General features: G+C 66.1%; 28 protein-coding genes and 1 pseudogene. 16 read left to right on the top strand and 13 right to left on the bottom strand.

Translation table 11 applies throughout. The features are described from left to right. Nucleotides 1–6: 6 nt before the first annotated feature. The 7 genes from coaE to ACNI3R_RS10735 all read left to right on the top strand — a co-directional run bounded on the left by coaE (nt 7) and on the right by ACNI3R_RS10735 (nt 3,877). Nucleotides 7–648: a dephospho-CoA kinase gene (gene coaE / locus ACNI3R_RS10765; RefSeq protein WP_426183082.1), complete on the top strand. Its 642-nt coding sequence runs from the start codon at nt 7–9 to the stop codon at nt 646–648. Next, the gene (gene dnaQ, locus ACNI3R_RS10760) at nt 609–1,307 is read left to right on the top strand and encodes a DNA polymerase III subunit epsilon (protein WP_426183144.1); all 699 of its coding nucleotides are present in this window, start codon (nt 609–611) and stop codon (nt 1,305–1,307) included. Before coaE ends, dnaQ begins: the two co-directional genes overlap by 40 nt. Before the next feature lie 76 nt (nt 1,308–1,383). Beyond that, nucleotides 1,384–1,971, top strand: a complete 588-nt coding sequence (gene hpf, locus ACNI3R_RS10755; protein ID WP_426183080.1) for a ribosome hibernation-promoting factor, HPF/YfiA family — start codon at nt 1,384–1,386, stop codon at nt 1,969–1,971. A gap of 20 nt (nt 1,972–1,991) precedes the next feature. Continuing rightward, the gene (locus ACNI3R_RS10750; RefSeq protein WP_426183078.1) at nt 1,992–2,477 is read left to right on the top strand and encodes a PTS sugar transporter subunit IIA; all 486 of its coding nucleotides are present in this window, start codon (nt 1,992–1,994) and stop codon (nt 2,475–2,477) included. A gap of 16 nt (nt 2,478–2,493) precedes the next feature. Beyond that, nucleotides 2,494–2,961, top strand: a complete 468-nt coding sequence (locus ACNI3R_RS10745; RefSeq protein ID WP_426183076.1) for a PaaI family thioesterase — start codon at nt 2,494–2,496, stop codon at nt 2,959–2,961. A 29-nt stretch (nt 2,962–2,990) separates the two neighbouring features. Continuing rightward, nucleotides 2,991–3,296 (top strand): DUF1491 family protein, encoded by a 306-nt coding sequence (locus tag ACNI3R_RS10740; protein ID WP_426183074.1) that lies wholly within the window; start codon nt 2,991–2,993, stop codon nt 3,294–3,296. 92 nt (nt 3,297–3,388) lie between these two features. Further along, nucleotides 3,389–3,877 carry an MmcB family DNA repair protein gene (locus ACNI3R_RS10735; protein WP_426183072.1) on the top strand — a complete coding sequence of 163 codons (489 nt, stop codon included), beginning with the start codon at nt 3,389–3,391 and terminating at the stop codon, nt 3,875–3,877. Nucleotides 3,878–3,888: 11 nt separating this feature from the next. Here ACNI3R_RS10735 and ACNI3R_RS10730 read toward each other — a convergent pair whose 3' ends face one another. Then, nucleotides 3,889–4,494 (bottom strand): ankyrin repeat domain-containing protein, encoded by a 606-nt coding sequence (locus tag ACNI3R_RS10730; protein WP_426183070.1) that lies wholly within the window; start codon nt 4,492–4,494, stop codon nt 3,889–3,891. A gap of 56 nt (nt 4,495–4,550) precedes the next feature. Between ACNI3R_RS10730 and ACNI3R_RS10725 the strand changes: the two genes are divergently transcribed. From ACNI3R_RS10725 to ACNI3R_RS10715, 3 genes are read left to right on the top strand one after another with little or no spacing between them, the layout of a single operon-like run. Continuing rightward, the gene (locus tag ACNI3R_RS10725; RefSeq protein WP_426183068.1) at nt 4,551–5,177 is read left to right on the top strand and encodes an SCO family protein; all 627 of its coding nucleotides are present in this window, start codon (nt 4,551–4,553) and stop codon (nt 5,175–5,177) included. Beyond that, nucleotides 5,174–5,617, top strand: coding sequence for a YcgN family cysteine cluster protein (locus ACNI3R_RS10720; RefSeq protein WP_426183066.1), 444 nt, complete (start codon nt 5,174–5,176; stop codon nt 5,615–5,617). Before ACNI3R_RS10725 ends, ACNI3R_RS10720 begins: the two co-directional genes overlap by 4 nt. Before the next feature lie 46 nt (nt 5,618–5,663). Then, complete coding sequence (locus ACNI3R_RS10715; protein ID WP_426183142.1) at nt 5,664–6,386, top strand: M48 family metallopeptidase; 723 nt, start codon at nt 5,664–5,666, stop codon at nt 6,384–6,386. Here ACNI3R_RS10715 and ACNI3R_RS10710 read toward each other — a convergent pair. The 6 genes and pseudogenes from ACNI3R_RS10710 to ACNI3R_RS10685 all read right to left on the bottom strand — a co-directional run bounded on the left by ACNI3R_RS10710 (nt 6,362) and on the right by ACNI3R_RS10685 (nt 12,102). Beyond that, on the bottom strand, nt 6,362–8,509 hold the full coding sequence (locus ACNI3R_RS10710; protein ID WP_426183064.1) for a transglycosylase domain-containing protein: 2,148 nt from the start codon (nt 8,507–8,509) through the stop codon (nt 6,362–6,364). The two genes, ACNI3R_RS10715 and ACNI3R_RS10710, sit on opposite strands and share 25 nt — an antisense overlap. A gap of 122 nt (nt 8,510–8,631) precedes the next feature. After that, a complete protein-coding gene (gene msrB / locus ACNI3R_RS10705) occupies nt 8,632–9,024 on the bottom strand; it encodes a peptide-methionine (R)-S-oxide reductase MsrB (RefSeq protein ID WP_426183062.1) in 393 nt (130 codons plus the stop codon). 283 nt (nt 9,025–9,307) lie between these two features. Beyond that, the gene (locus ACNI3R_RS10700; RefSeq protein WP_426183060.1) at nt 9,308–9,484 is read right to left on the bottom strand and encodes a hypothetical protein; all 177 of its coding nucleotides are present in this window, start codon (nt 9,482–9,484) and stop codon (nt 9,308–9,310) included. A 438-nt stretch (nt 9,485–9,922) separates the two neighbouring features. Continuing rightward, on the bottom strand, nt 9,923–10,807 hold the full coding sequence (locus tag ACNI3R_RS10695) for an aldose 1-epimerase family protein (RefSeq protein WP_426183058.1): 885 nt from the start codon (nt 10,805–10,807) through the stop codon (nt 9,923–9,925). A 5-nt stretch (nt 10,808–10,812) separates the two neighbouring features. Continuing rightward, nucleotides 10,813–11,079 (bottom strand): DUF3297 family protein, encoded by a 267-nt coding sequence (locus ACNI3R_RS10690; protein WP_426183056.1) that lies wholly within the window; start codon nt 11,077–11,079, stop codon nt 10,813–10,815. A gap of 102 nt (nt 11,080–11,181) precedes the next feature. Next, a pseudogene (locus ACNI3R_RS10685) lies at nt 11,182–12,102 on the bottom strand (LysR family transcriptional regulator). Between the two features lie 116 nt (nt 12,103–12,218). Here ACNI3R_RS10685 and ACNI3R_RS10680 point away from each other — a divergent pair. The 4 genes from ACNI3R_RS10680 (at nt 12,219) to ACNI3R_RS10665 (ending at nt 14,627) form a co-directional block, all read left to right on the top strand. Further along, complete coding sequence (locus ACNI3R_RS10680; protein WP_426183054.1) at nt 12,219–12,914, top strand: pirin family protein; 696 nt, start codon at nt 12,219–12,221, stop codon at nt 12,912–12,914. Between the two features lie 100 nt (nt 12,915–13,014). Next, a complete protein-coding gene (gene wrbA, locus ACNI3R_RS10675; protein ID WP_165323401.1) occupies nt 13,015–13,620 on the top strand; it encodes an NAD(P)H:quinone oxidoreductase in 606 nt (201 codons plus the stop codon). Nucleotides 13,621–13,651: 31 nt separating this feature from the next. Continuing rightward, nucleotides 13,652–13,978: a hypothetical protein gene (locus ACNI3R_RS10670; protein WP_426183052.1), complete on the top strand. Its 327-nt coding sequence runs from the start codon at nt 13,652–13,654 to the stop codon at nt 13,976–13,978. Nucleotides 13,979–14,093: 115 nt separating this feature from the next. Beyond that, nucleotides 14,094–14,627: a DUF1993 domain-containing protein gene (locus ACNI3R_RS10665; RefSeq protein WP_426183050.1), complete on the top strand. Its 534-nt coding sequence runs from the start codon at nt 14,094–14,096 to the stop codon at nt 14,625–14,627. A gap of 92 nt (nt 14,628–14,719) precedes the next feature. Here the strand turns inward: ACNI3R_RS10665 and ACNI3R_RS10660 are convergent, their stop codons facing one another. The 6 genes from ACNI3R_RS10660 to ACNI3R_RS10635 form a co-directional block, all read right to left on the bottom strand. After that, entirely contained in the window at nt 14,720–15,190 is a 471-nt protein-coding gene (locus ACNI3R_RS10660; RefSeq protein WP_426183048.1) for a YaiI/YqxD family protein, read from the bottom strand. 53 nt (nt 15,191–15,243) lie between these two features. Continuing rightward, a complete protein-coding gene (locus ACNI3R_RS10655; protein WP_426183046.1) occupies nt 15,244–15,978 on the bottom strand; it encodes an HvfC/BufC family peptide modification chaperone in 735 nt (244 codons plus the stop codon). Next, nucleotides 15,975–16,808 (bottom strand): MNIO family bufferin maturase, encoded by an 834-nt coding sequence (bufB, locus tag ACNI3R_RS10650; RefSeq protein WP_426183044.1) that lies wholly within the window; start codon nt 16,806–16,808, stop codon nt 15,975–15,977. Before bufB ends, ACNI3R_RS10655 begins: the two co-directional genes overlap by 4 nt. A gap of 56 nt (nt 16,809–16,864) precedes the next feature. Beyond that, on the bottom strand, nt 16,865–17,131 hold the full coding sequence (gene bufA2, locus ACNI3R_RS10645) for a BufA2 family periplasmic bufferin-type metallophore (RefSeq protein WP_426183042.1): 267 nt from the start codon (nt 17,129–17,131) through the stop codon (nt 16,865–16,867). Nucleotides 17,132–17,220: 89 nt separating this feature from the next. Continuing rightward, nucleotides 17,221–17,862, bottom strand: a complete 642-nt coding sequence (locus tag ACNI3R_RS10640; protein WP_426183040.1) for an NrsF family protein — start codon at nt 17,860–17,862, stop codon at nt 17,221–17,223. Then, nucleotides 17,859–18,467: a sigma-70 family RNA polymerase sigma factor gene (locus ACNI3R_RS10635; RefSeq protein ID WP_426183038.1), complete on the bottom strand. Its 609-nt coding sequence runs from the start codon at nt 18,465–18,467 to the stop codon at nt 17,859–17,861. The genes ACNI3R_RS10640 and ACNI3R_RS10635 overlap by 4 nt, the downstream gene beginning before the upstream one ends. A 139-nt stretch (nt 18,468–18,606) precedes the next feature. Here ACNI3R_RS10635 and ACNI3R_RS10630 point away from each other — a divergent pair, with 139 nt between their 5' ends. After that, on the top strand, nt 18,607–18,885 hold the full coding sequence (locus ACNI3R_RS10630; protein ID WP_426183036.1) for a BufA1 family periplasmic bufferin-type metallophore: 279 nt from the start codon (nt 18,607–18,609) through the stop codon (nt 18,883–18,885). Nucleotides 18,886–18,938: 53 nt separating this feature from the next. Then, nucleotides 18,939–19,403, top strand: coding sequence for a DoxX family protein (locus ACNI3R_RS10625; RefSeq protein ID WP_426183034.1), 465 nt, complete (start codon nt 18,939–18,941; stop codon nt 19,401–19,403). Nucleotides 19,404–19,411 lie beyond the last annotated feature (8 nt).

The following is a 19,411-nucleotide window of genomic DNA, read 5'->3' as shown; positions in this document are numbered from 1 at the left end:
CGCGCGATGATCGTCATCGGACTGACCGGCTCGATCGGCATGGGCAAGTCGACCGTCTCGGCCATGTTCGCGCGCGCCGGGGTGCCCGTCTATGACGCCGACGCCGAAGTTCACCGTCTCCAGGGGCGAGGCGGCCGCCTGGTCGCCGCGATCGAGGCGGCCTTTCCGGGCACGGCCGGCCCCCATGGGATCGATCGGGCGGTGCTGTCGAAAGCGGTGCTCGGCGACAAAGCCGCGCTGCACCGGCTCGAGCGGATCGTGCATCCGGCCCTCGTCGAGTCGCGCCGTCTCTTTCTGCGGCGATACCGTGCGCGGCCGCTCGTCGTGCTCGACATCCCGCTGCTGTTCGAGAAACGCGGCTGGCGTTTGGTCGATGCGACCGTCGTCGTCTCGGCTCCCGCGTGGAAACAGGCCCGTCGAGTGCTTGCCAGACCGGGCATGAACCCGTTGAAACTCAAGCATATCCGTTCGCTGCAGCTGCCCGACCACGAAAAACGCGCGCGCGCCGACTTCGTCATCGACAATGGCGGGACGATCGATCGGACGCGCAGGGCCGTCCGTCATCTCGTCACTTGCTTACGGACGCACGGAGTCCGATATTGTCGTTCATGCGAGAGATCGTCTTCGACACCGAAACCACTGGCCTGAACCCTGCGACAGGAGACCGGCTCGTCGAAATTGGCTGTGTCGAGATGGTCAACCGGGTCGAGACCGGGCGCACCTATCACGCCTATTTCAACCCTCAGCGCGCGATGCCGATCGAGGCCGAGCAGATCCACGGCCTGTCGGACCGCTTCCTGAGCGACAAGCCGCTGTTCGCCTCGCTGGCAGACGAACTGCTGGAGTTTCTCGGCGATGCGCCGCTGGTCGCGCACAATGCCGGATTCGATTTCGGCTTTCTCAACGCGGAGCTGACACTGTGCGGTCGGCCGAAGATCGCCATGAGCCGGATGATCGATACGGTGCCGATGGCGCGCAAGCTCCATCCGGGCGCCAAGCACACGCTGGATGCGCTGTGCAGCCGCTATGGCATCGACCGCAGCCACCGCGTCAAGCATGGCGCGCTGCTCGACGCACAGCTGCTCGCCCAGGTCTATGTGGAATTGACGGGAGGCCGTCAGATCGGCCTTTCGATCACCGAAATGGTCGTCGAGGAGACGATCGTCGTCGCAGCGCCCAGCATCGTGGCCGCGCGCGCCATTCGGCCCATCCGGCCCCATTTTGCCAGCGAGGAGGAACAGGAAAGACACAAGGCCTTTGTACAGAAGCTCGACGCGCCGCTCTGGCTGGAGGGTGTGGCGGGCTGATTCTATCCGAAAATGTGCGGATGGTCGCGGACCTGTGAGCGCCGCACCATCAGCGTAACACAGTTGGAGAATTGCCATGGAAATTCGTGTTTCGGGACATCAGGTGGACACGGGCGAAGCGCTCCGGACCCATGTCGAGACCCGGCTCCAAGCGATTGCCGACAAATATTTCTCGCGTAGCCTTTCCGCTCACGTGACCTTCGGTCGTGGTCAGCACGGCAACGGCTTTTCCTGCGATATCATCGCCCATGTCATGCAGGGCGTGATCCTCAAGGGATCGGCCCACGCGATGGAGGCCCACCCCGCGTTCGAACAGGCCGCCGACCGGATCGAGACCCAGCTCCGTCGCTATATGCGTCGCCTGAAGTCGCGCACTGCCCCCGTCGCGGCGCCGATCGACGCGATCGACGAGAATGCCGGCTACACCGTTTTCGAAGCCCCGCGCGAGGAAGAACTGGATGAAGCCGGCGACAGCCCGGTGATCATCGCCGAGACCCGTGTCGACGTTCCCGATGCATCGGTTTCCGATGCCGTGATGATGCTGGACCTGCGAAATACGACGGCGCTTCTTTTCCGAAATTCTGGTACCGGCGCCTTCAATATGGTGTATCGGCGCAACGACGGCACGATCGGCTGGGTCGAGCCGAGCCGGGCAGCCGGATAAGGAATAGCGAATCCCGTCGAATGAGTGACAGCAAATCGATGGATGACCTGAGCGACCTGCTGTCGCTGCAGGCGGTGCAGGCCGCTCTCGTCGTCCCCAACAAAAAGGCGCTGTTCCAGCAGCTTGCTGGCGTTGCTTCGAAGCTGGTCGATGTCGATGCAAAGCTCGTCGTCGACCGGCTCGTCGAGCGCGAGCGGCTCGGTTCGACGGGTTTCGGCGCAGGTATCGCGATTCCGCACGGCAAGATCGACGGCCTCGACCGGGTCGTCGGTCTGTTCGCGCGACTCGGTAACCCGATCGACTTCGCGGCGATCGACGATCTGCCGGTCGACCTCGTCTTCCTGCTGTTGTCCCCGGTCGATGCCGGGGTCGAGCATCTCAAGGCTCTCGCCCGCGTCAGCCGGCGGATGCGCGACAAGACGTTCGTGGCGAAGCTGCGGGGCGCCGGTTCGGACGATGCGCTCTATGCGCTGTTCGCGACCGGCGAGACCCGCCACGCCGCCTGAGCCGCCGGCGGACGGCATGAGCGGAGAGACCGGCGCAGAGGCGCATTATCGTGCCCTCGAATCGCTCTACGCTGCAGCGCCGATCAACCAGCTCTTCGCCTCGCGGCTGGAAATCCCCGAAGAAGGTATGGCTCGCATCCATTTCGAGGTGGATCCGCGCCATTATCATGCGGCGGGTGCAGCGCACGGCACCACCTATTTCAAGATGCTCGACGACGCCGCCTTCTATGCGGCCAACAGTCTGGTCAACGACTTCTTCCTGCTGACCACGGCGTTCAACCTGCTGCTCACCCGCCCGATGAAGAAGGGGCCGATCATCGCCGAAGGGCGCTGGGTCAACGGACGGCGGCGGGTATTGGTCGCCGATGCGCGCCTGATCGACGGCGAAGGGGAAGAGGTTGCCCGCGGCACCGGTACCTTCATGCGGTCGCGCATCGCGCTGGCAAGCCTGCCCGGCTACGCCCGCCCGACCGGGAACCAATGACCGAGGCCCGGCCCGCCACGGGATTGTCCGTGTCGGCCCTGATCCGCCGGACCGAAGCCGGCGGAGGCTCGGCGATGGTGCTGGCGAAGGGCGATGCGACTGCGGGAGCGATCCTCCTGCTTCTGTGCGACCGGGGCCGTCCCGTCGGACTTTGCGAACGCGTCTGGCGTTTTGAAGGGGGCTTCGGCCTGGAGACGGTCGGGCCGGCCGATCCGAGCGAGCCGGGGGCGGCTGCGGACTATATCGCACGGCGGCGGCGCACCGATCCCGACCTGTGGGCGGTCGAGATCGACCATCCCGAGGCTTTGCAGCTCGCACGCGACTGCCTGTGCTGAAGAATTCGTCTGCGTGGCCATAGCGGCGCGACCATAGCATTGCCTGCCGATCCCAGGCTTTATCCCGTTCCCGGATTGTTCTAGGCTGCGACATGGCCGACGCGTGTCCATCGACAGATCCCGCCCCTTCGCCGCTGGTCGCGCAGGATGTCGCGCGCGGCGTCGCCCGTCTGTTTCTGCAGGCGGAAATGACCCCGCTGCTGGAGGTTCCGCTGGGCAATGGTCGGCGGGCGGACATGATGGCGATCGATGCGCGCGGCTGCATCACCATTGTCGAGATCAAGGTGTCGCGCGCCGATCTTCTGGGCGACGGCAAGTGGCCCGACTATCTCGACTATTGCGACCGTTTCTTCTGGGCCGTTCCCGGCGGCTTCGATCTGTCGCCTTTCGAAACGGGGCATTTCCGCCCGCACTGCTGCGGACTGATCGTGGCCGACCGCTATGAGGCTGCGATCCTGCGCGATGCGCCGCACCGGCCCTTGTCCGGTGCGCGCCGCAAGGCCGAGACGCTGCGCTTCGCGCGACGCGCTGCCCGGCGCCTGTGGCCCGATCTCGATACCGCTCCGGGGAACTGCGTCTAAGCGACGGGCTTTTAAAGCCCCGGACCCATTTTCGGCTTGGCGGGCGCCGTCGACTTGGTTTCCTCGATCACCTTGCTGACGGCGGCTCCGCGCGGATCTTCCTTCGCATAGTCGATCGCATTCTTGCCGGCGATCCGGTCGGCGATCTTCGGATCGGCGCCATTGGTCAGCAGCAGGCGGACCATCGGAATGTTGCGCTGCTGTACGGCGATCACCAGCGGGGTTTCGCCGCTGTTGTTCGTCGCGTTGATCTGCGCCTTCTGTCGCAGCAGCAGTTCGGCGCCTTCCTGAAAGCCGAGCAGCGCGGCTGCGTGGAGCGGGGTGTTGCCCTGTCCGTCCTTGATGTTCGGATTGGCGCCATTGCCCAGCAGGAAGCTCGACCAGGTCAGGTCGCGCCGCTTGATCGTGATCGCCAGCGCGGTTTCACCGGTTGTGTAATCCTTGGTGTTGACCAGCGTGGCGCCCGAACCCTGCAAGGCCTTGGTCGCCTTCTCGCCGTCCGACTGACGGACCGCGTTGAGGAAGTTGTAGCTGTCGGAAAATTGCGCGCTCGCGGGTGCGGCGCTGAGTGCGATCGCAGCGGCGGCACAGCCGATCAGGATGTGGCGGTGGATCATTTGGTGTGGCATGTCCCTGTTATGAAACGCGCTTGCATGGGCGCCAATAGCAAAGCATGGCTGGCCTTACCATGAACAAAGCGACCTTCTCCTTCTGGCGTGGCGTGTCGGCCGCCCTGGCGCTGGCTCTGGTCGCGCCGCTCACCGGGTGTAGCCCGGCCGCCGAAAAGCCGCCGCTTGCGGATTCGGGCATCGGCGGCGCCTTCGCGCTGACCGATCAGGACGGGCGCAAGCTATCCGACAGCGATTTTGCCGGCAAATATAGGCTGATCTATTTCGGCTACACCTTCTGCCCCGATGTCTGCCCGGTCGATGTCCAGATCCTGATGAAGGGCTATCGTGCGCTCGAGGCCAGTGATCCCTCTCTGGCGGCGAAGATCCAGCCGATCTTCATCACCGTCGATCCCGAGCGCGACACGCCCGCCGTCCTCAAGCAGTTCGTCGGCGCCTTCCATCCCAAGCTGATCGGCCTTACCGGCACCCCGGCGGAGATTGCGGCGGTCGCCAAGAAATTCGCAATCTATTATCGCAAGCAACCGGCTGCCGCCGGATCCAACGCCTATCTGGTCGACCATAGTCGTCAGGCGATGCTGTTCGGCCCCAAGGGTGAGCCGCTGGCGCTGATCACCCAGGACAAGGATGCGGCAGCGGTCGTTTCCGATCTCAAGCGCTGGGCGAAATGACACCGGCTTCCCGGCCCTTCTGGGAGACGAAGCGGCTCGACGAGATGACGCGTGCCGAATGGGAATCGCTCTGTGACGGCTGCGGAAAATGCTGCCTTCACAAGCTGGAGGATGAGGACACGGGCGAGCTTCTGCCGACCAACGTCGCCTGCCGGCTGCTCGATCGCCGCTCAGGACTGTGCAAGGATTACAAGAACCGCCGGGTGCATGTGCCCGAATGCGTGCGCCTGACCCCGCGCCTCGTCGAGGAGATCGACTGGCTGCCTTCGACCTGCGCCTATCGGCTGCTCGGCGAGGGGCAGGGGCTGCCCGACTGGCATCCGCTGGTGACCGGTGATCCGGAGTCGGTGCACCGGGCGGGCATATCGGTGCGCGGCTGGACGGTGTCGGAGGACGAGGCGGGCGACCTCGAACATCATCTCGTCGAGCGCGAGCTGTAACGGGTTCGCCATGCCGCCGACCGACATGATCTGGGACAAGGCGGCGTTGATCTTCCGTCGCCGTTCCCCCACGCAACTCTCCTTCGAATCCGGCGGGCGCTCGCGTCCGCTGGAAGTCCGTCGCATGGCGCAGGCCCGGCGGATGCGGCTTAGCGTCGACCCGCGCGACGGGGGCGTGCGGCTGATCCTCCCGCCCCGCGCGTCGATGAAGGCGGCGCTGGCCTGGGTCGAAAGCAAGCGCGGCTGGATCGAGGCGGCGCTGGATGCGCTGCCCAAGGCGCAGCCGATCAGGCCGGGCATGATCATCACCGTCGCGGGAGAGCCCTTGCGCGTCGAAATCGCTGCGAAGGGGCGGATCACCCGACGCGACGGCGATGTGCTGCTCGTGCCCGGTCCGGAAGAGCTGATCGGTCCGCGCGTCCTGCGCTGGCTGCGCGCGCAGGCGCTGGAGCGACTGGAGGCGGAGACGTGCCGTTTTGCGGCGCTGGCCGGCGTGAGCGTCGCCCGCGTTGCGGTCGGCGATCCGCGCGCCCGCTGGGGCAGCTGCTCGGCCAGCGGCGACATACGCTATAGCTGGCGGCTGATCCTCGCCCCGCCCGCCGTGCTGGAGGCGACGGTGGCGCATGAGGTCGCACACCGGCTGCATATGGACCACAGCGCACGCTTCCATGCGGCGGTCGAACGGCTGCTCGGGCGGTCTCCCGATGCGGAACGCGAATGGCTCCGCATCCAGGGGCGCGATCTTTACTGGTTGGGCCGGGCGCCCTGACGCGGCTTCGGCGCGTCGAGTCCGTTCAGAAAGTCCGATCCGAGCGCCGGCTTCTGCGGCTGAGCAGGGGTGGGTGCGCGTGTGGATGGTGTCGCGACAGGGGGCGTACGGGCGGCTGCGGGTTGCGCGGCCGGGCGGGCCGGCGGGATGAGCGAGGCCGGGCCGGCCTGCGGCTCGAACCCGTCTTCCGGATCGGCCTGGGGTTCCTGACCTGGGTCGACCGCTTCGCCCTCCGGGGCGAACAGGCTCTCGTCGGGAGTACCGAAAAAGGCCTCGTCGTCGGGCTCGATCTGGAACTCGGGAAGAGTGACCTGCGTCTCGAACTGTTCGACGGGGCGCTTCGATACCGCGACGCGCATGAAGTCGGCGAAGGCGCGGGCCGGTGCGCGACCACCTTGCAGGCCCGAAACCGCTTTGGCGTCGTCGCGCCCCATCCACACGCCGGTCGTGATCCCCGACGAGAAGCCGAGGAACCAGCCATCCTTGTTGGACGAGGTCGTGCCGGTCTTGCCGGCGACGGGGCGGCCGATCTGGGCTGCGCGTGCGGTGCCGGTGTTGACCGCGGTCTGGAGCAGATCGGTCATTTCGGCGGCGACCCAGGGGGCGACCAGTACGCGATTATCGTCGGCGCGATGCTCGTAGAGCATATCGCCCTTGGCGGTGGTCACCTTGACGATGCCATAAGGCACCACTGCGACGCCCTTGCGCGCCACGGCGGCAAAGGCCCGGGTCATGTCGATCAGGCGGACGTCGGACGTGCCGAGGACCATCGAGGGGTGGGTGTTGAGCTTGGAGCCGATCCCGAAGCGCCGGGCCATGTCGGCGACGGTGTCGAACCCGACTTCCCGGCCCAGCTTGGCAGCGACGGTGTTGACGGAAAAGGCGAAGGCGGTGCGGATATCGATCGGTCCGGCGAACTCGCGGTTGCTGTTGCGCGGGCTCCAGCCGTCGATGTCGACCGGCTCGTCGACCACGGCGGTGTCGGGCTTCATTCCGGCTTCGAGCGCAGCAAGATAGACGAACAGCTTGAAAGCGGAACCCGGCTGCCGTTCCGCCTGGGTCGCCCGGTTATAGATCGAACTCACATAGTCGCGGCCGCCGACCATCGCGCGCACCGCGCCGTCGCGGTCGAGTGCGACAAGAGCGCCTTGCGTCCCCGCCGGCGCATTGGCGCGGATCGCGGCATCGGCGGCCTTCTGCATTTCCGGATCGATCGTGGTCCAGACGTCGATCGGCTCGACCTGCTCTTCGACGAGTTCATCGAGCTGGGCGAGCGCCCAGTCGGTGAAATAGCGGACGGCATTCTGGTCGCGCTCGGGCGCGAGGCGGACCTTCGACAGATCGACCTGCTCGGCCTGCGACGGTGTGATCGCGCCGGCATCCTGCATCACCTCGAGCACCACCTTGGCGCGGCCGATGGCGGCCTCGCGATCGGCGGTGGGCGAATAATGCGACGGCGCCTTGACGAGGCCAGCGATGATAGCGCTTTCGCCCAGGCTCAGCGTCGTCGCACTATGGTCGAAGAATTTGCGCGATGCCGCGTCGATACCATAGGCGCCGCCGCCGAAATAGACCCGGTTCAGATAGAGTTCGAGGATCTGTTCCTTGGAGAATTTGCGCTCCATGGCGAGCGCCAGGATGATCTCCCGGAACTTCCGGCCGAAGCTGTAGGCGTTGGTCAGGAAGATGTTGCGGGCGAGCTGTTGCGTGATCGTCGAGGCGCCCTGCAGCCGCCGGCCTTCGCCCTGCCGCTGGAAGGCCAGCCAGGCTGCGCGCGCCATGCCGATCGGGTCGATGCCGGGATGCATATAGTAGCGGCGGTCCTCGACGGCGACCATCGCCTTCTTCATGTCGTCGGGAATCTGCGCGACCGGCAGCCAGTCGCCATAGCTCGGCCCGAGCGAGACGATCACCGAGCCGTCGGCCGCGCGAACGCGCACCATCTGACCGTTGGGGCTCGACTTGAGCTCCTCGAAGCCCGGCAGCGAGGCCATGGCGATGATCACGGCGATGACCAGCGCACCCAGCCCGGCGAGCGCGGCAAAGAGGCTGATCTTGAGAAATTTGCGAAGCCAGCCCATGCGGCGGTTCGGATCCTTGGTTGTCTTGGCGCTGCTGGACATCGGCTGATGTCCGATTAGCGCCTATCCCGACCGCTGCCAAGCGCATCGCCGGTGCTTTTCCACCGGGTGACGGCCGAATCCGACGAGCGACATGGGCCGATCGCTCGACTGGCCAGCAGGGGTCAGTCGGTTTCCAGGTCGATCGACGCCGAATTGATGCAATAGCGCAGGCCGTGCGGACCGGGGCCGTCCGGGAAGACATGGCCCAGATGCCCGTCGCACCGTGCGCAGCGGACTTCGGTGCGGACCATCCCATGGCTGGTGTCGACATATTCGCTGATCGAGCGTTCGGCTGCCGGTTCGGTGAAACTCGGCCAGCCGCAACCCGAGTCATATTTGCTGTCGCTGCTGAACAGCAGCTCGCCGCAGCCTGCGCAGCGATACGCGCCCGCGTCCTTGGCATTCCAATATTTTCCGGTGAAGGCGCGCTCGGTTCCGGCCTGGCGGAGCACATGATATTGCTCCGGGGTCAGCCGCGCCTGCCATTCCTCGTCGCTGAGTTCGAACTTGTCCATGACGCCAATGTGGTGCCGACCCTCCATCGGGTCAAGCATCGGCGCTGTAAGGCAAAGCGGGTCGCTGTGATGCGCATCACTGCCTGCGAAGCGCGCAGCGGCTATCCGATGGCTCGGCGTTGCATGGCGTCCGGGTTGTTGCGTTGGCGTCGGGGGCGCAGGGGAATCGCCCCCATCCGCGCAATGTGGCGTGAATCGGGTAGCGTGGAATCGGGCGAGCCCGGCGATCAAGGCCTCGATCGCCGGGCAGCCATATCCGGCCCTGCGAACCGTCTTCTTCGGATCAGGCGATGCCGCCAGTGTCGGCGCGCCACGCGCCGATCTGATAGCGCATCATGCTACGGACCCTCTTCAACCGGGCGATCTCGCTGTCGGGCCGGTGCCGACTGCGATGGTCGGCGATCATGGCGTTCAGCCGGGCATGCTCACGTTCCATATAACGGACAAATCGATCCGACATGGTCGTCTCTCCTTTCAGGCTGAGAGAAGTAAGAGCGTTAAGCACCTCATCCTGTCATCCCCGCGATCCGCACAGCGGACAGCCTCCCGGGGATCGTGACGTCCCCCTTGCTGCCATGATCCCGGACTTTGCCATAGCGAGTCAATGGGCGCCTGTAAGCCATTGATCTCAATCGTTTTGAAACCACGACGAGCTGACCGTGCCTGCGGCATGTCGCGCCGAGATGAGTCAGGGGTGCGATCAGTGGCGGATAAATTGGCGTAGCAAATGATTGAAAGGGGGTGTTTTTCAGCTTCATCGCCTCAGAACGACGTCAGCGCGACTCGACATCGCCGCGACTGCTTCCGCCGGACTGGATGATTGCGCCCCATTTTCGTCGCGCAGCCCCTTCGGATGCTGTGGCTACGGCCTGCACATGGCCGGATCCGTCATTGGGTGTCAGGACGCTGGATCGAGCGTAAGGCTCATCGAAAAACAGCGGCTCGCACCCGGTGCGATCGAGACGATTCCGGGCTTGTCGGCGATACACCCATAAAAACCCGCCGGATCGCTATGCCCTTGCCAGGGCTCGATGCAGAGAAAGCCGGCACCGGGCTTCGTCCAGAAGGCAAGGTGCGGCATGTCGGCAAAGGCGACCCGGACGCTGCGGTGCCGTCCACGGAAGGTCAGCGTCCGGCTGCGCGGGCGATCGAGGATCAGCGCATCCTCCTCGAATAGCCCGTCGTCGAGCGCGAGCCGCTTGCCGGCGATCGGGCTCGGGCGAGCGATCGGATCCACCAGGCCATCAGGGTCAAGGCGCCGCACCGGTGCCGGCTCTTCCTCATCGAACAGGATTTCGTGTGACGATCGATCATCCTCGCCCGGCAGCGGCCAGCGCAACGCCGGATGAAAGCCGAAGCTCGCCGGCATAGGCTCCGCTCCTTGATTGAGGACATCGGCCGTGATCGTCAGCGTCGAGCCCTCCACCGCGTAGCGCACGTCCAGCCGGAAATCGAACGGCCAGCTTTCGCATATGGCGGGCGTCGGCTCCAGCCGGAGGGTTATGCCGTCGTCGGTCTTGTCGACACAGCGAAAATGGTTGTTCCGTGCAAAGCCGTGGCGCGGCAGCTCGTAGCTCTGCCCGCCGGTGCGGAAGCGGCCCCCCGCGAGCGTGCCGACGATCGGGAAGAGCAGCGGCGCGCGGCCGGACCAATAGGCCGGGTCGCCATTCCATAGCCAGTCGGCGCCGGCCCGATCGACGAGGCGGACGAGTTCGGCGCCCGCCTCCGATATCTCGGCCGCCAGCCCCTCGGATTCGATCCGATGGAGGGCGGGAGCGGCCATCCGGGTCAGCCTTCCTGTGCCGCGTCGGCTTCGGGCTCATCCTTCAGATAGGGCTCGACCGGACCCTGCAGCTTGATCGTCAGCGGATTGCCCTTGCGATCGCGGGTGTTGCCGACCGACACGCGGATCCAGCCCTCGCTGACGCAATATTCCTCGACATTGGTCTTCTCGACGCCCTTGAACCGGATGCCCACGCCACGCTCGAGCAGGGTGCCATCATAATAGGGGCTATTGGGATTGATCGAGAGACGGTCGGGCATGGAGTCGGTCATGGGCATGTCCATAGCTTGATGCGGAACGCGAAATGCAGGCCGCCGCCTTAGCCCCGCCGACCGGTCATCTCAACGCTTCTTAGAGGGATAGATGTATCGCGCTCAGGGACTGACCGTCCAGGGCGGCTTGAGGAAGGCGGCGGCGAGGAAGTCGATCAGCGCCTTCACGCGTGCCGGGCGGAGCGCAGTAGGCGGTGTCACCAGATGCAGCGCGGCGTCCATGCCCGTCGACCAGTCGTGCAATATCTCGACGAGTCTCCCGTCTTCCACTTCGCGCCAGACGAGGAAGTCGGGCGCGCGCGCGATGCCCATGCCCGCCACCAGCGCGTCGATCAGCACATCGCCATTATTGGCCCGGACGGGACCCTTGACCTCCACGACATAATCGCCCTCGACCGGGTGGCGGCAATGCCAGCGGCCGGGATTGCGGACATGGGTGTAGCTGAACACCGGAAAGCGGACGAGGTCGCGGGGATGCTCGGGCCGACCCAGCCGCTCGATCAGCGATGGTGCCGCGACAACGGGCAGGCGCACCGGAAACAGTCGCCGTGCCTTGAGCGCCGAATCCTCGAGTTGCCCGATCCTGAGCGCGATATCGAAGCCCTGCTCGATCAGGTCGATCCGCTCGTCCGACAGATGCAAGTCGATGACGACTTCGGGATAGGCCTGGTGGAACAGCGGCAGGATCGGCCCCAGATGGGCAAGCCCGAACGACATCGGCGCGGCCAGCCGGACCAGCCCGCGCGGGACCGCGCCGCGTTCGGAGATCGCTTCCTCGATCGCCTCGCCCTCGGCCAGCAGCATCGACGCGCGTTCCTGCGCCAGCTGCCCGCTTTCGGTCAGCGACAGCTTGCGCGAGCTGCGGTGGAAGAGCGGTGCCGCCAGCCGCTATTCGAGCCGCGACACCGCTTTTGAAATGGTCGCTTTGGACAGGCGCAGTTCATCGGCCGCCGCCGAAAAGCTGCCGAGTTCGGCCACTTTGGCGAAGATGGCCCAGGCCTCGAAATCGGGAAGACGGGCCATCGCGCTGCATCCAATATTGGAAACGATAGGTTTCGATCATCTCCATTTAATTGCCGATGCGCAAGCCTAGATTGGGTTCCAACAGGCCGCTCCGGCGGCAGACGGGAGCAAGACCCATGATCGACGTTCGACCCTTTTCCACGCTCGGCGGCGCCAACCATGGCTGGCTCGACGCCAAGCATCATTTCTCCTTCGCCGATTATCATGATCCGAGCCGCGTTCACTGGGGTGCGCTGCGGGTCTGGAACGACGATCGCATCGCCCCGCACACGGGCTTCGTGCCGCATCCGCACAACGACATGGAGATCATCACCTATGTCCGCTCGGGGGCGATCTCGCACCGCGACAGCCTGGGCAATGCCGGTCGTACCGAGGCGGGCGACGTGCAGGTGATGTCGGCCGGCACCGGCATCGTCCATTCCGAACGCAACGAGGAAGATGTCGAGACGACGCTGTTCCAGATCTGGATCATTCCCGATCGGCGCGGCGAGACCCCCGGCTGGGGCGCGCGTCCCTTCCCCCGCGGTGAGCGGGCCGGTCGCTTCGTGACGCTCGCCAGCGGCCATGCCGAGGATGGCGACGCGCTGCCGATCCGTGCTGATGCGCGGGTGCTGGGCGCCACCCTCAAGGCCGGCGAGACGGCGACGCACACCCTCGGTGACCGCAAGGCCTATCTGGTCGCGACCGCCGGCCGGATCGAGGTCAACGGCGTGGCGGCCGAACCCCGCGACGGCGTCGCGATCGCCGAGGTCGACTCGATCGAGGTCCGCGCGCTCGACGATGCGGAGATCGTCCTCGTCGACGTCGCCTGATCCTTCCCCCCGCCGCCGCGCCACCCCCCTCCAGGGCGCGGCGGCACCCCTTTCAAGGCAGATCGCTGCCGAGTCCGTCCCTCTTTCCAGGAGCAAGACCATGTCCAAGCCCAAGATCCTCGTCCTCTATTATTCGAGCTACGGCCATATCGAGACCATGGCGGAAGCCGTCGCCGAAGGCGCGCGCTCGGCGGGTGCCGAGGTCGACGTGAAGCGCGTGCCCGAGACGGTGCCGCTGGAGATCGCGCAAGGCGCGCATTTCAAGCTCGACCAGAAGGCGCCGGTCGCGACCGTCGCCGAACTGGAGAATTACGACGCCATCATCCTCGGCACCGGGACCCGCTTCGGCCGCCTGTCGAGCCAGATGGCGGCCTTCCTCGACGGCGCCGGCGGGCTGTGGGCGCGCGGCGCGCTCAACGGCAAGGTCGGCTCGGCCTTCGTGTCGACGGCGAGCCAGCATGGCGGGCAGGAGACGACGCTCTTCTCGCTCATCACCAACCTGCTGCACTTCGGCATGACCATCGTCGGCCTGCCCTATTCGTTCCAGGGGCAGCTGGGCGTCGACGAGGTGAAGGGCGGTTCGCCCTATGGCGCGACCACGATCGCCGACGGCGACGGCTCGCGTCAGCCGAGCGGAGTCGAACTCGACGGTGCACGATTCCAGGGCCGCCATGTGGCGGAGATCACAGCCAAGCTGATCGGCTGAACGTAAACAAGCGTTACATCAGGAGGAGACCATGACGACGACCGCCCGCATCACCGAAGGGACCGAGACGGAATTTCCGCCACTGTCCCCGCTCGAGTGGAAGGTCGTCAGCCTGGCCATGCGCGAAGCCACCGGAACCGAAGGCGACACCGGTGGCAATGGCTGGCTGGGGCGTCTCTTCCGCAAGGCTTCGGGCCTGCGTCCGACGCTTCCGCTTGCCGATCCCCGGCTTGAGGCGCTGCGCCGCTTCACCTGCCGGGTGCGCGACCGTGGCGACGCGTCGGACCTTGGGCCGCAATTGCTCGAACTGGGGTTTCACCCCGGCCAGATCCGCGCGGTGACGATGCTCGCCCGCTGAGTATAGCTGCCACGGGCATCAGCCCCCCGCCCATGGCACCGCGCCGCCCGTTTCCCGTTCGCGGGGAGCGGGCGGTTTGCTATGGTGACTGCGAACATGATTTCAGGGGAAGCCTGTGACTGCCACCACGCTCTATTCCGCCTCGATCCCGGTGATCCGCCGCACCCTCGCCAATCTGTCGACCGTGCTCGACAAGGGCGCCGAACATTTCGCCGAAAAGGGCGTGGCCGAGGCCGAATGGCTCAATGCGCGGCTGGCCGAAGACATGCACCCCCTTCTCCGCCAGATCCAGATCGCCAGCGACGGTGCCAAGGGCGCGGCGGCACGCCTGTCCGATCAGACGCCGCCGAGCTTCCCCGACGACGAGACGAGCGTCGCCGATTTGCAGGCCCGGATCGCCAAGACGATCGCCTATCTCGACAGCGTCCCCGCCAGCGCGATCGAGGGGCGCGAGGATGCGCCCATTCTGCTGGAGATCGGCGATTTCGCGATTCACTTCACCGGTGCCACCTATGTTCGCGACTTCGTGGTGCCGAATGTGCTGTTCCACACGACGACGACCTACGCGATCCTGCGCAACCTCGGCGTGCCGCTCGGCAAGCGCGATTTCCTCGGAGAGATGGACATCCGTCCGCGCGTTGCCTCGTGACCGCTGCATGAGGGCATCGCGGGGCCGCTACGGGAACGCCGGACCGGCCTGATCCAATATTTCGGCGCTAGGGCTTCTGCCGAGCACCGGGATTACCCCGGATAGTGCCGCTTGAGTTTCACCAGCGCGGCATCGAGCGCGGACAGGAAACGCGAGCGGTCGGCCTTCGAGAAGGGGGCAGGGCCGCTGATCCCCTTGTCGGTCATCCCGGCGCGCAGGTCGGCCATGATCGCGCGGGTGGCGACCGCCGACCCGATCGAGTTGGCCGTGAAGGGCTTGCCGCTGGGCGAGATCGCGGTGGCGCCGGCTTTGAGGCAACGATCGGCCAGCAAAATGTCGGCGGTGATGACCACCGTCGCCGGGCCGCTCGCCTCGGCGATCCAGTCGTCGGCAGCATCGAAGCCCGCCCCCACCACGACCTTGTCGATCAGTGGGTGCGGGGGAAAGCGCAAATGGGCGTTGCTGACCAATGTGACCGGGATATCCAGCCGCCATGCGACCTTGTAGATTTCCTCCTTCACCGGGCAGGCATCGGCGTCGACGAGGATGCGAATAGTGCTCATCGTCGCGTGTTTAGCAGGGTTGGATGAAAGGCGATCCGGCTTTCTGCGGCGGATCAGGCCGCGACGATGCCGTCGGATATCCACTGCCGCAGCAACAGCCCCGCGCGTCGCACTCCGGCCTCGAAGCCTTGCTCGGTGACCAGCATCTCGCACACCGCACCGAAGCTCCGGGTCGAGAAAACAGATGCCAGCGCCCCAACCTCGCCGGGTTCCGGCATTCGGAAGCGGCTTTCTCCGTCCTTTCTCCAGACGAGGAGGCGTGCATCGGGGGCCACGTCCCGCACCTCAGGCTGCGGCTCGCCGCCCTCGACCAGCCAGGACCAGAGGTCCGCAACATTGGTCGCGACCGGCAGCAATTGGGTCGAGGGGGTGAAGATCAGGGGGCGGGCGTCCCAGTCGATCGATGCGACAGCATCGATCGTCATCGACTCACTGTCGGCCGCGACGAAAACCTGTTCGAGCGCCCGCTCAAGCGCCGCAAGGTCGCGGACCTCGCGGTCGTCGGGGAGCAGCGCGTCGAGCGTTTCGGGGAAATCCTGCCCATAGGCATCGAGCGTCCAGCTGCGCGGATGGACGCGGTCGACATGGTTCACAGCGGCGTGGAGGAAGGCGTCTTCGCCGATCCACTGCCGGGTCCGGGGATAGCTTGCTTCGAGGCAGGCGATCAGCTGCGACCGATAATTGTTCAGATAGATCTGCAGACCGGCTGCACGGAAAGGCGGGGTGTCCGCCTCCTCGCCCGACTGGAGAAAGGCGGCAAAGGCGCTCTGCGTTTCGGCGAGGCTCATGCCGCCACCGCCAGCGGCCGCGCTGCGATCGACCGGGCGATGTCGAGCTCGTCGAGCAGCTCTGCCAGCGGCGGGATGTCGTCGTCGCGTTCGATCATCGTGGCCGCGCCCGTGATGCGTGGCAGGACATGGGCATAGAGCGACCAGACCGAGTGCGGCACCGGCTGGTCATGGCTGTCGATCAACAGGTCGCGCCCCTGGCTGTGGCCGGCGAGGTGGATCTGCCGGACATGCTCCACCGCGAGACCGTCGAGATAGGCGATCGGGTCGAGGCCATGGTTGGAGGCGCTGACGAAGACATTGTTGACGTCGAGCAGCAGGCCGCAGCCCGTGCGCTGCGCGAGGGCGTTGAGAAACTCCCACTCGCGCATCTCCGCGCCCGGAAGGACGAGATAGGAAGACGGGTTCTCGATCAGCATGGCGCATCCTAGCGCGGACTGCGCCCGGTCGATATTGGCGCACAGAAGGTCGAGCGTCGCCCGGTCATAGGGCAGGGGCAGCAGATCGTGCGAATTGAAATCGCCGATGCGGCTCCAGCTCAGATGGTCCGAGACGAACAGCGGCTCGACCTCGTCGACCAGCGCGCGCAGCCGCCGGAGATAGTCGGCGTCCAGCCCGTCGACCGAGCCGAGCGACATCGATACGCCGTGCAGGGCGACCGGGTAGCCCTCGCGAACCCGGCGCAGAATCTCGCGCGGGCGGCCGCCGTCGACCATGAAATTTTCGGAGATGACCTCGACGAAGTCGACCGCCACGTCCTGGGCGAGGAAATCCGCATAATGCGGACGGCGCATGCCGAGGCCGAAGCGGGAGGGAGGCGGTGGCGCCATGGTTGGTCTATCTCCGCAAACTCCGGCCGACGCGCTGCGCCGGCCGGAGCGATCGATCACTTCGCTTCGGTCAGGCTGCCGCCCTTGGCCTTGCACTGCTTGACCGTCATGACCTGGAAGCCCTGGCCCTTGCAGTCGTTCAGGCCCTTGCAGTCGTTCTTGGCGGTCTTGCAGTCCGACGTGCCCTTGCAGCTGTTGATGCCGTAGCAATGGACCTTGGCGTCACCCGACTGGGCGAAGGCAGGGGCGACCGGCACGGCGGCCGAGACGGCGACGAGGGCTGCGGTGGCGGTAAGGCTCATTGCCTGGTGGATCGAGGACATGGGTAGGCTCCTGAAGCGAAGGTGGATGCCATATGGCCTCCTCTATTCGTCGGCACGGTTCCGGCGGTTACAGCAGCGCCGAAAATTGTTCACCAGCGCAGCAGCCGAGGCCCGAGCAGCGCCCCGATCGCGGTGGCGAGCAGGATGCCGAGCGAATACCAGGTCAGCACGAAGACCGCCGCCGCCTCGGGGCAGTGGATGCAATAGATCATCGCCGCAAAGGCGCCCGATGCCAGTCCTGCCGCTGCGCCGGTGGCGCGAAGCCGGGTCGGGGCAAACCGACGGAACGCCCAGAGCAGCCCGGCAAAGATGGGCGCCGAAAGGCTGAGGACGTTCCACGGGCAGGACGTCCAGCTGTCGCCCAGCCACATGGCCTTCCAGTCGGCGCGCGGTGTGGTCGCCAGTTCGATGACGCCATAGCCCGCCAGCGCAACGATCGGGGCCGCCAGCAGCCACAGCCATCCGAAGCGACCCGCGTCCGGGCGCGCCAGCCTCGCCGTGGCGGCAAAGGCGAGCAGCGCCAGCGAGATGGTGTAGCCCCATTTCATCCACAGCGCGGAGCTTTGCAGCGCGAAGCCGAGATCCGGGCGGACACCCAGCATGGCGGCGACCAGGGCCACAGAACCGACGCCGCCGATCGCGATGCCGCTGGCAAGCCGCAGCCCGACACCATGGCGCGCCACCGGCTTCACGTCCTGCGCGAGGGACTCGATCAGATCCTCGGTTCTCATGGCCGGTCCCGCTGGACGCGGGCGACGAGCGCCTTCAGCCCCCTATGGACCGACACCTTGATGTCGGATTCGCCCAAGCCCGCTCTGGCGGCCGCTTCGGACACGCTGCTGCCTTCGATCCGCGTCGAACGGATGGCGGCGGCCTGCTTGTCCGGCAGCAGGCCGAGCAGCTGCTCCACATCCATCCGTGCATCGGCTGCGTCCGCGAAGCATTCCTCGCTCGGCCATTCGGCGAGATCGTCGAGCGGAACGAGGCGGCGGGTGCGGCGGAAATTGTCGACCATCTTGTACCGCGCTATGGCAAACAGCCAGGCGGTAAAGGGCCGCTCGCGGTCATAGGTGCCGCGGCGCGTGTGAACTGCGATGATCGTCTCCTGTACAAGGTCCTCGATGTCATCCTCGCTGCCGCGGGCCCGCCGACGGTAATAGCTGCGGAGAAGCGGAGCGAGCGAACGGAGCAGCGCACTATGGTCCGCTGCACTGCCCTCCAGGCCGCCGATCATCCAGCTCTTCAACTGATCTTCGCTCGTCACCGGATGGCAGGCCCCCGAGACATCGTTCGCGATGCGCCGGCCAAAGGTTACAGCGCCGAACGGGGCGATCATAAAATATTTCGCAAGACCGGCCTGTAACCGCGAGCGGGTCTGCGCCGAAATCCTGCCATGATCCGGCTTTCGCCTCCTCCGGATCATCGCGCACCGGCCAGAGGCCGGGCGCGCGAGGGGCGCGATAGAAGGACTTATCATGTCGACCAACAGCACCAAGATCGCCGCAGGAATCGCGGCGATGATCGCCGGCACCGCACTGGCCACTGCCGCTTCCGCCCAGGACAAGCCGGCGATGGAGAAATGCTATGGCGTGTCGCTCGCTGGAAAGAACGACTGCAAGGCCGGCGCCGGCACCAGCTGTGCCGGTACCTCGAAGGTCGATTATCAGGGCAATGCCTGGAAGCTGGTCAAGGCCGGCACCTGCACCAAGATCAAGACCCCCAAGGGCCCCGGCTCGCTGACCCCCAAGGCGTGACGGCGCGGGGCGGCGGCTGGCCCGGTCGTCGCCCCATCCTCCGGGAGACCCCCATGATCCAGATCGCCCCCTATCGAGCCGCCGTCGAACGGCTCTCCGCCACCATATCCGATGCGCTGTTGCTGCTGGTCGCCCGGCTGGGCATCGCCGGCATCTTCTTCCTGTCCGGCCGTTCCAAGGTCGAAGGCTGGCTGACCATCACCGACGGAACCTATGAGCTGTTCCGCACCGAATATAGTCTGCCGCTGGTCCCGCCGGAGATCGCCGCAGTGGCTGCGACGCTCGCCGAACATGGTTTGTCGATCCTGCTCGTCCTGGGCTTGTTGACGCGTCTGTCGGCGGCGGGACTCTTCGGGATGACGCTGGTCATCCAGATCTTCGTCTATCCCGATGCCTGGCCGACCCATCTCAGCTGGGCCGCGATCCTGCTGCCGCTGATCGCCCGGGGCGGCGGTGCCTGGTCGCTCGACGCGCTTCTGGCGGGCCCGACCGGGACGGCGCCGCAGCCCCGGCCATAGGCGCCGGC

It is taken from the genome of Rhizorhabdus antheiae, from assembly GCF_049889055.1.
Classification (GTDB): domain Bacteria; phylum Pseudomonadota; class Alphaproteobacteria; order Sphingomonadales; family Sphingomonadaceae; genus Rhizorhabdus.
This window is presented reverse-complemented; position numbering and strand designations above follow the sequence as displayed.

Excerpts from the sequence above, each read along its gene's own strand:
- coaE (WP_426183082.1), top strand. The coding sequence starts at position 7 with ATGATCGTCATCGGACTGACCGGCTCGATCGGCATGGGCAAGTCGACC.
- dnaQ (WP_426183144.1), top strand. The coding sequence starts at position 609 with ATGCGAGAGATCGTCTTCGACACCGAAACCACTGGCCTGAACCCTGCG.
- hpf (WP_426183080.1), top strand. The coding sequence starts at position 1,384 with ATGGAAATTCGTGTTTCGGGACATCAGGTGGACACGGGCGAAGCGCTC.
- ACNI3R_RS10750 (WP_426183078.1), top strand. The coding sequence starts at position 1,992 with ATGAGTGACAGCAAATCGATGGATGACCTGAGCGACCTGCTGTCGCTG.
- ACNI3R_RS10745 (WP_426183076.1), top strand. The coding sequence starts at position 2,494 with ATGAGCGGAGAGACCGGCGCAGAGGCGCATTATCGTGCCCTCGAATCG.
- ACNI3R_RS10735 (WP_426183072.1), top strand. The coding sequence starts at position 3,389 with ATGGCCGACGCGTGTCCATCGACAGATCCCGCCCCTTCGCCGCTGGTC.
- ACNI3R_RS10730 (WP_426183070.1), bottom strand. The coding sequence starts at position 4,494 with ATGATCCACCGCCACATCCTGATCGGCTGTGCCGCCGCTGCGATCGCA.
- ACNI3R_RS10725 (WP_426183068.1), top strand. The coding sequence starts at position 4,551 with ATGGCTGGCCTTACCATGAACAAAGCGACCTTCTCCTTCTGGCGTGGC.
- ACNI3R_RS10720 (WP_426183066.1), top strand. The coding sequence starts at position 5,174 with ATGACACCGGCTTCCCGGCCCTTCTGGGAGACGAAGCGGCTCGACGAG.
- ACNI3R_RS10710 (WP_426183064.1), bottom strand. The coding sequence starts at position 8,509 with ATGTCCAGCAGCGCCAAGACAACCAAGGATCCGAACCGCCGCATGGGC.
- msrB (WP_426183062.1), bottom strand. The coding sequence starts at position 9,024 with ATGGACAAGTTCGAACTCAGCGACGAGGAATGGCAGGCGCGGCTGACC.
- ACNI3R_RS10700 (WP_426183060.1), bottom strand. The coding sequence starts at position 9,484 with ATGTCGGATCGATTTGTCCGTTATATGGAACGTGAGCATGCCCGGCTG.
- ACNI3R_RS10695 (WP_426183058.1), bottom strand. The coding sequence starts at position 10,807 with ATGGCCGCTCCCGCCCTCCATCGGATCGAATCCGAGGGGCTGGCGGCC.
- ACNI3R_RS10690 (WP_426183056.1), bottom strand. The coding sequence starts at position 11,079 with ATGACCGACTCCATGCCCGACCGTCTCTCGATCAATCCCAATAGCCCC.
- ACNI3R_RS10680 (WP_426183054.1), top strand. The coding sequence starts at position 12,219 with ATGATCGACGTTCGACCCTTTTCCACGCTCGGCGGCGCCAACCATGGC.
- wrbA (WP_165323401.1), top strand. The coding sequence starts at position 13,015 with ATGTCCAAGCCCAAGATCCTCGTCCTCTATTATTCGAGCTACGGCCAT.
- ACNI3R_RS10670 (WP_426183052.1), top strand. The coding sequence starts at position 13,652 with ATGACGACGACCGCCCGCATCACCGAAGGGACCGAGACGGAATTTCCG.
- ACNI3R_RS10660 (WP_426183048.1), bottom strand. The coding sequence starts at position 15,190 with ATGAGCACTATTCGCATCCTCGTCGACGCCGATGCCTGCCCGGTGAAG.
- ACNI3R_RS10655 (WP_426183046.1), bottom strand. The coding sequence starts at position 15,978 with ATGAGCCTCGCCGAAACGCAGAGCGCCTTTGCCGCCTTTCTCCAGTCG.
- bufB (WP_426183044.1), bottom strand. The coding sequence starts at position 16,808 with ATGGCGCCACCGCCTCCCTCCCGCTTCGGCCTCGGCATGCGCCGTCCG.
- bufA2 (WP_426183042.1), bottom strand. The coding sequence starts at position 17,131 with ATGTCCTCGATCCACCAGGCAATGAGCCTTACCGCCACCGCAGCCCTC.
- ACNI3R_RS10640 (WP_426183040.1), bottom strand. The coding sequence starts at position 17,862 with ATGAGAACCGAGGATCTGATCGAGTCCCTCGCGCAGGACGTGAAGCCG.
- ACNI3R_RS10635 (WP_426183038.1), bottom strand. The coding sequence starts at position 18,467 with ATGATCGCCCCGTTCGGCGCTGTAACCTTTGGCCGGCGCATCGCGAAC.
- ACNI3R_RS10630 (WP_426183036.1), top strand. The coding sequence starts at position 18,607 with ATGTCGACCAACAGCACCAAGATCGCCGCAGGAATCGCGGCGATGATC.
- ACNI3R_RS10625 (WP_426183034.1), top strand. The coding sequence starts at position 18,939 with ATGATCCAGATCGCCCCCTATCGAGCCGCCGTCGAACGGCTCTCCGCC.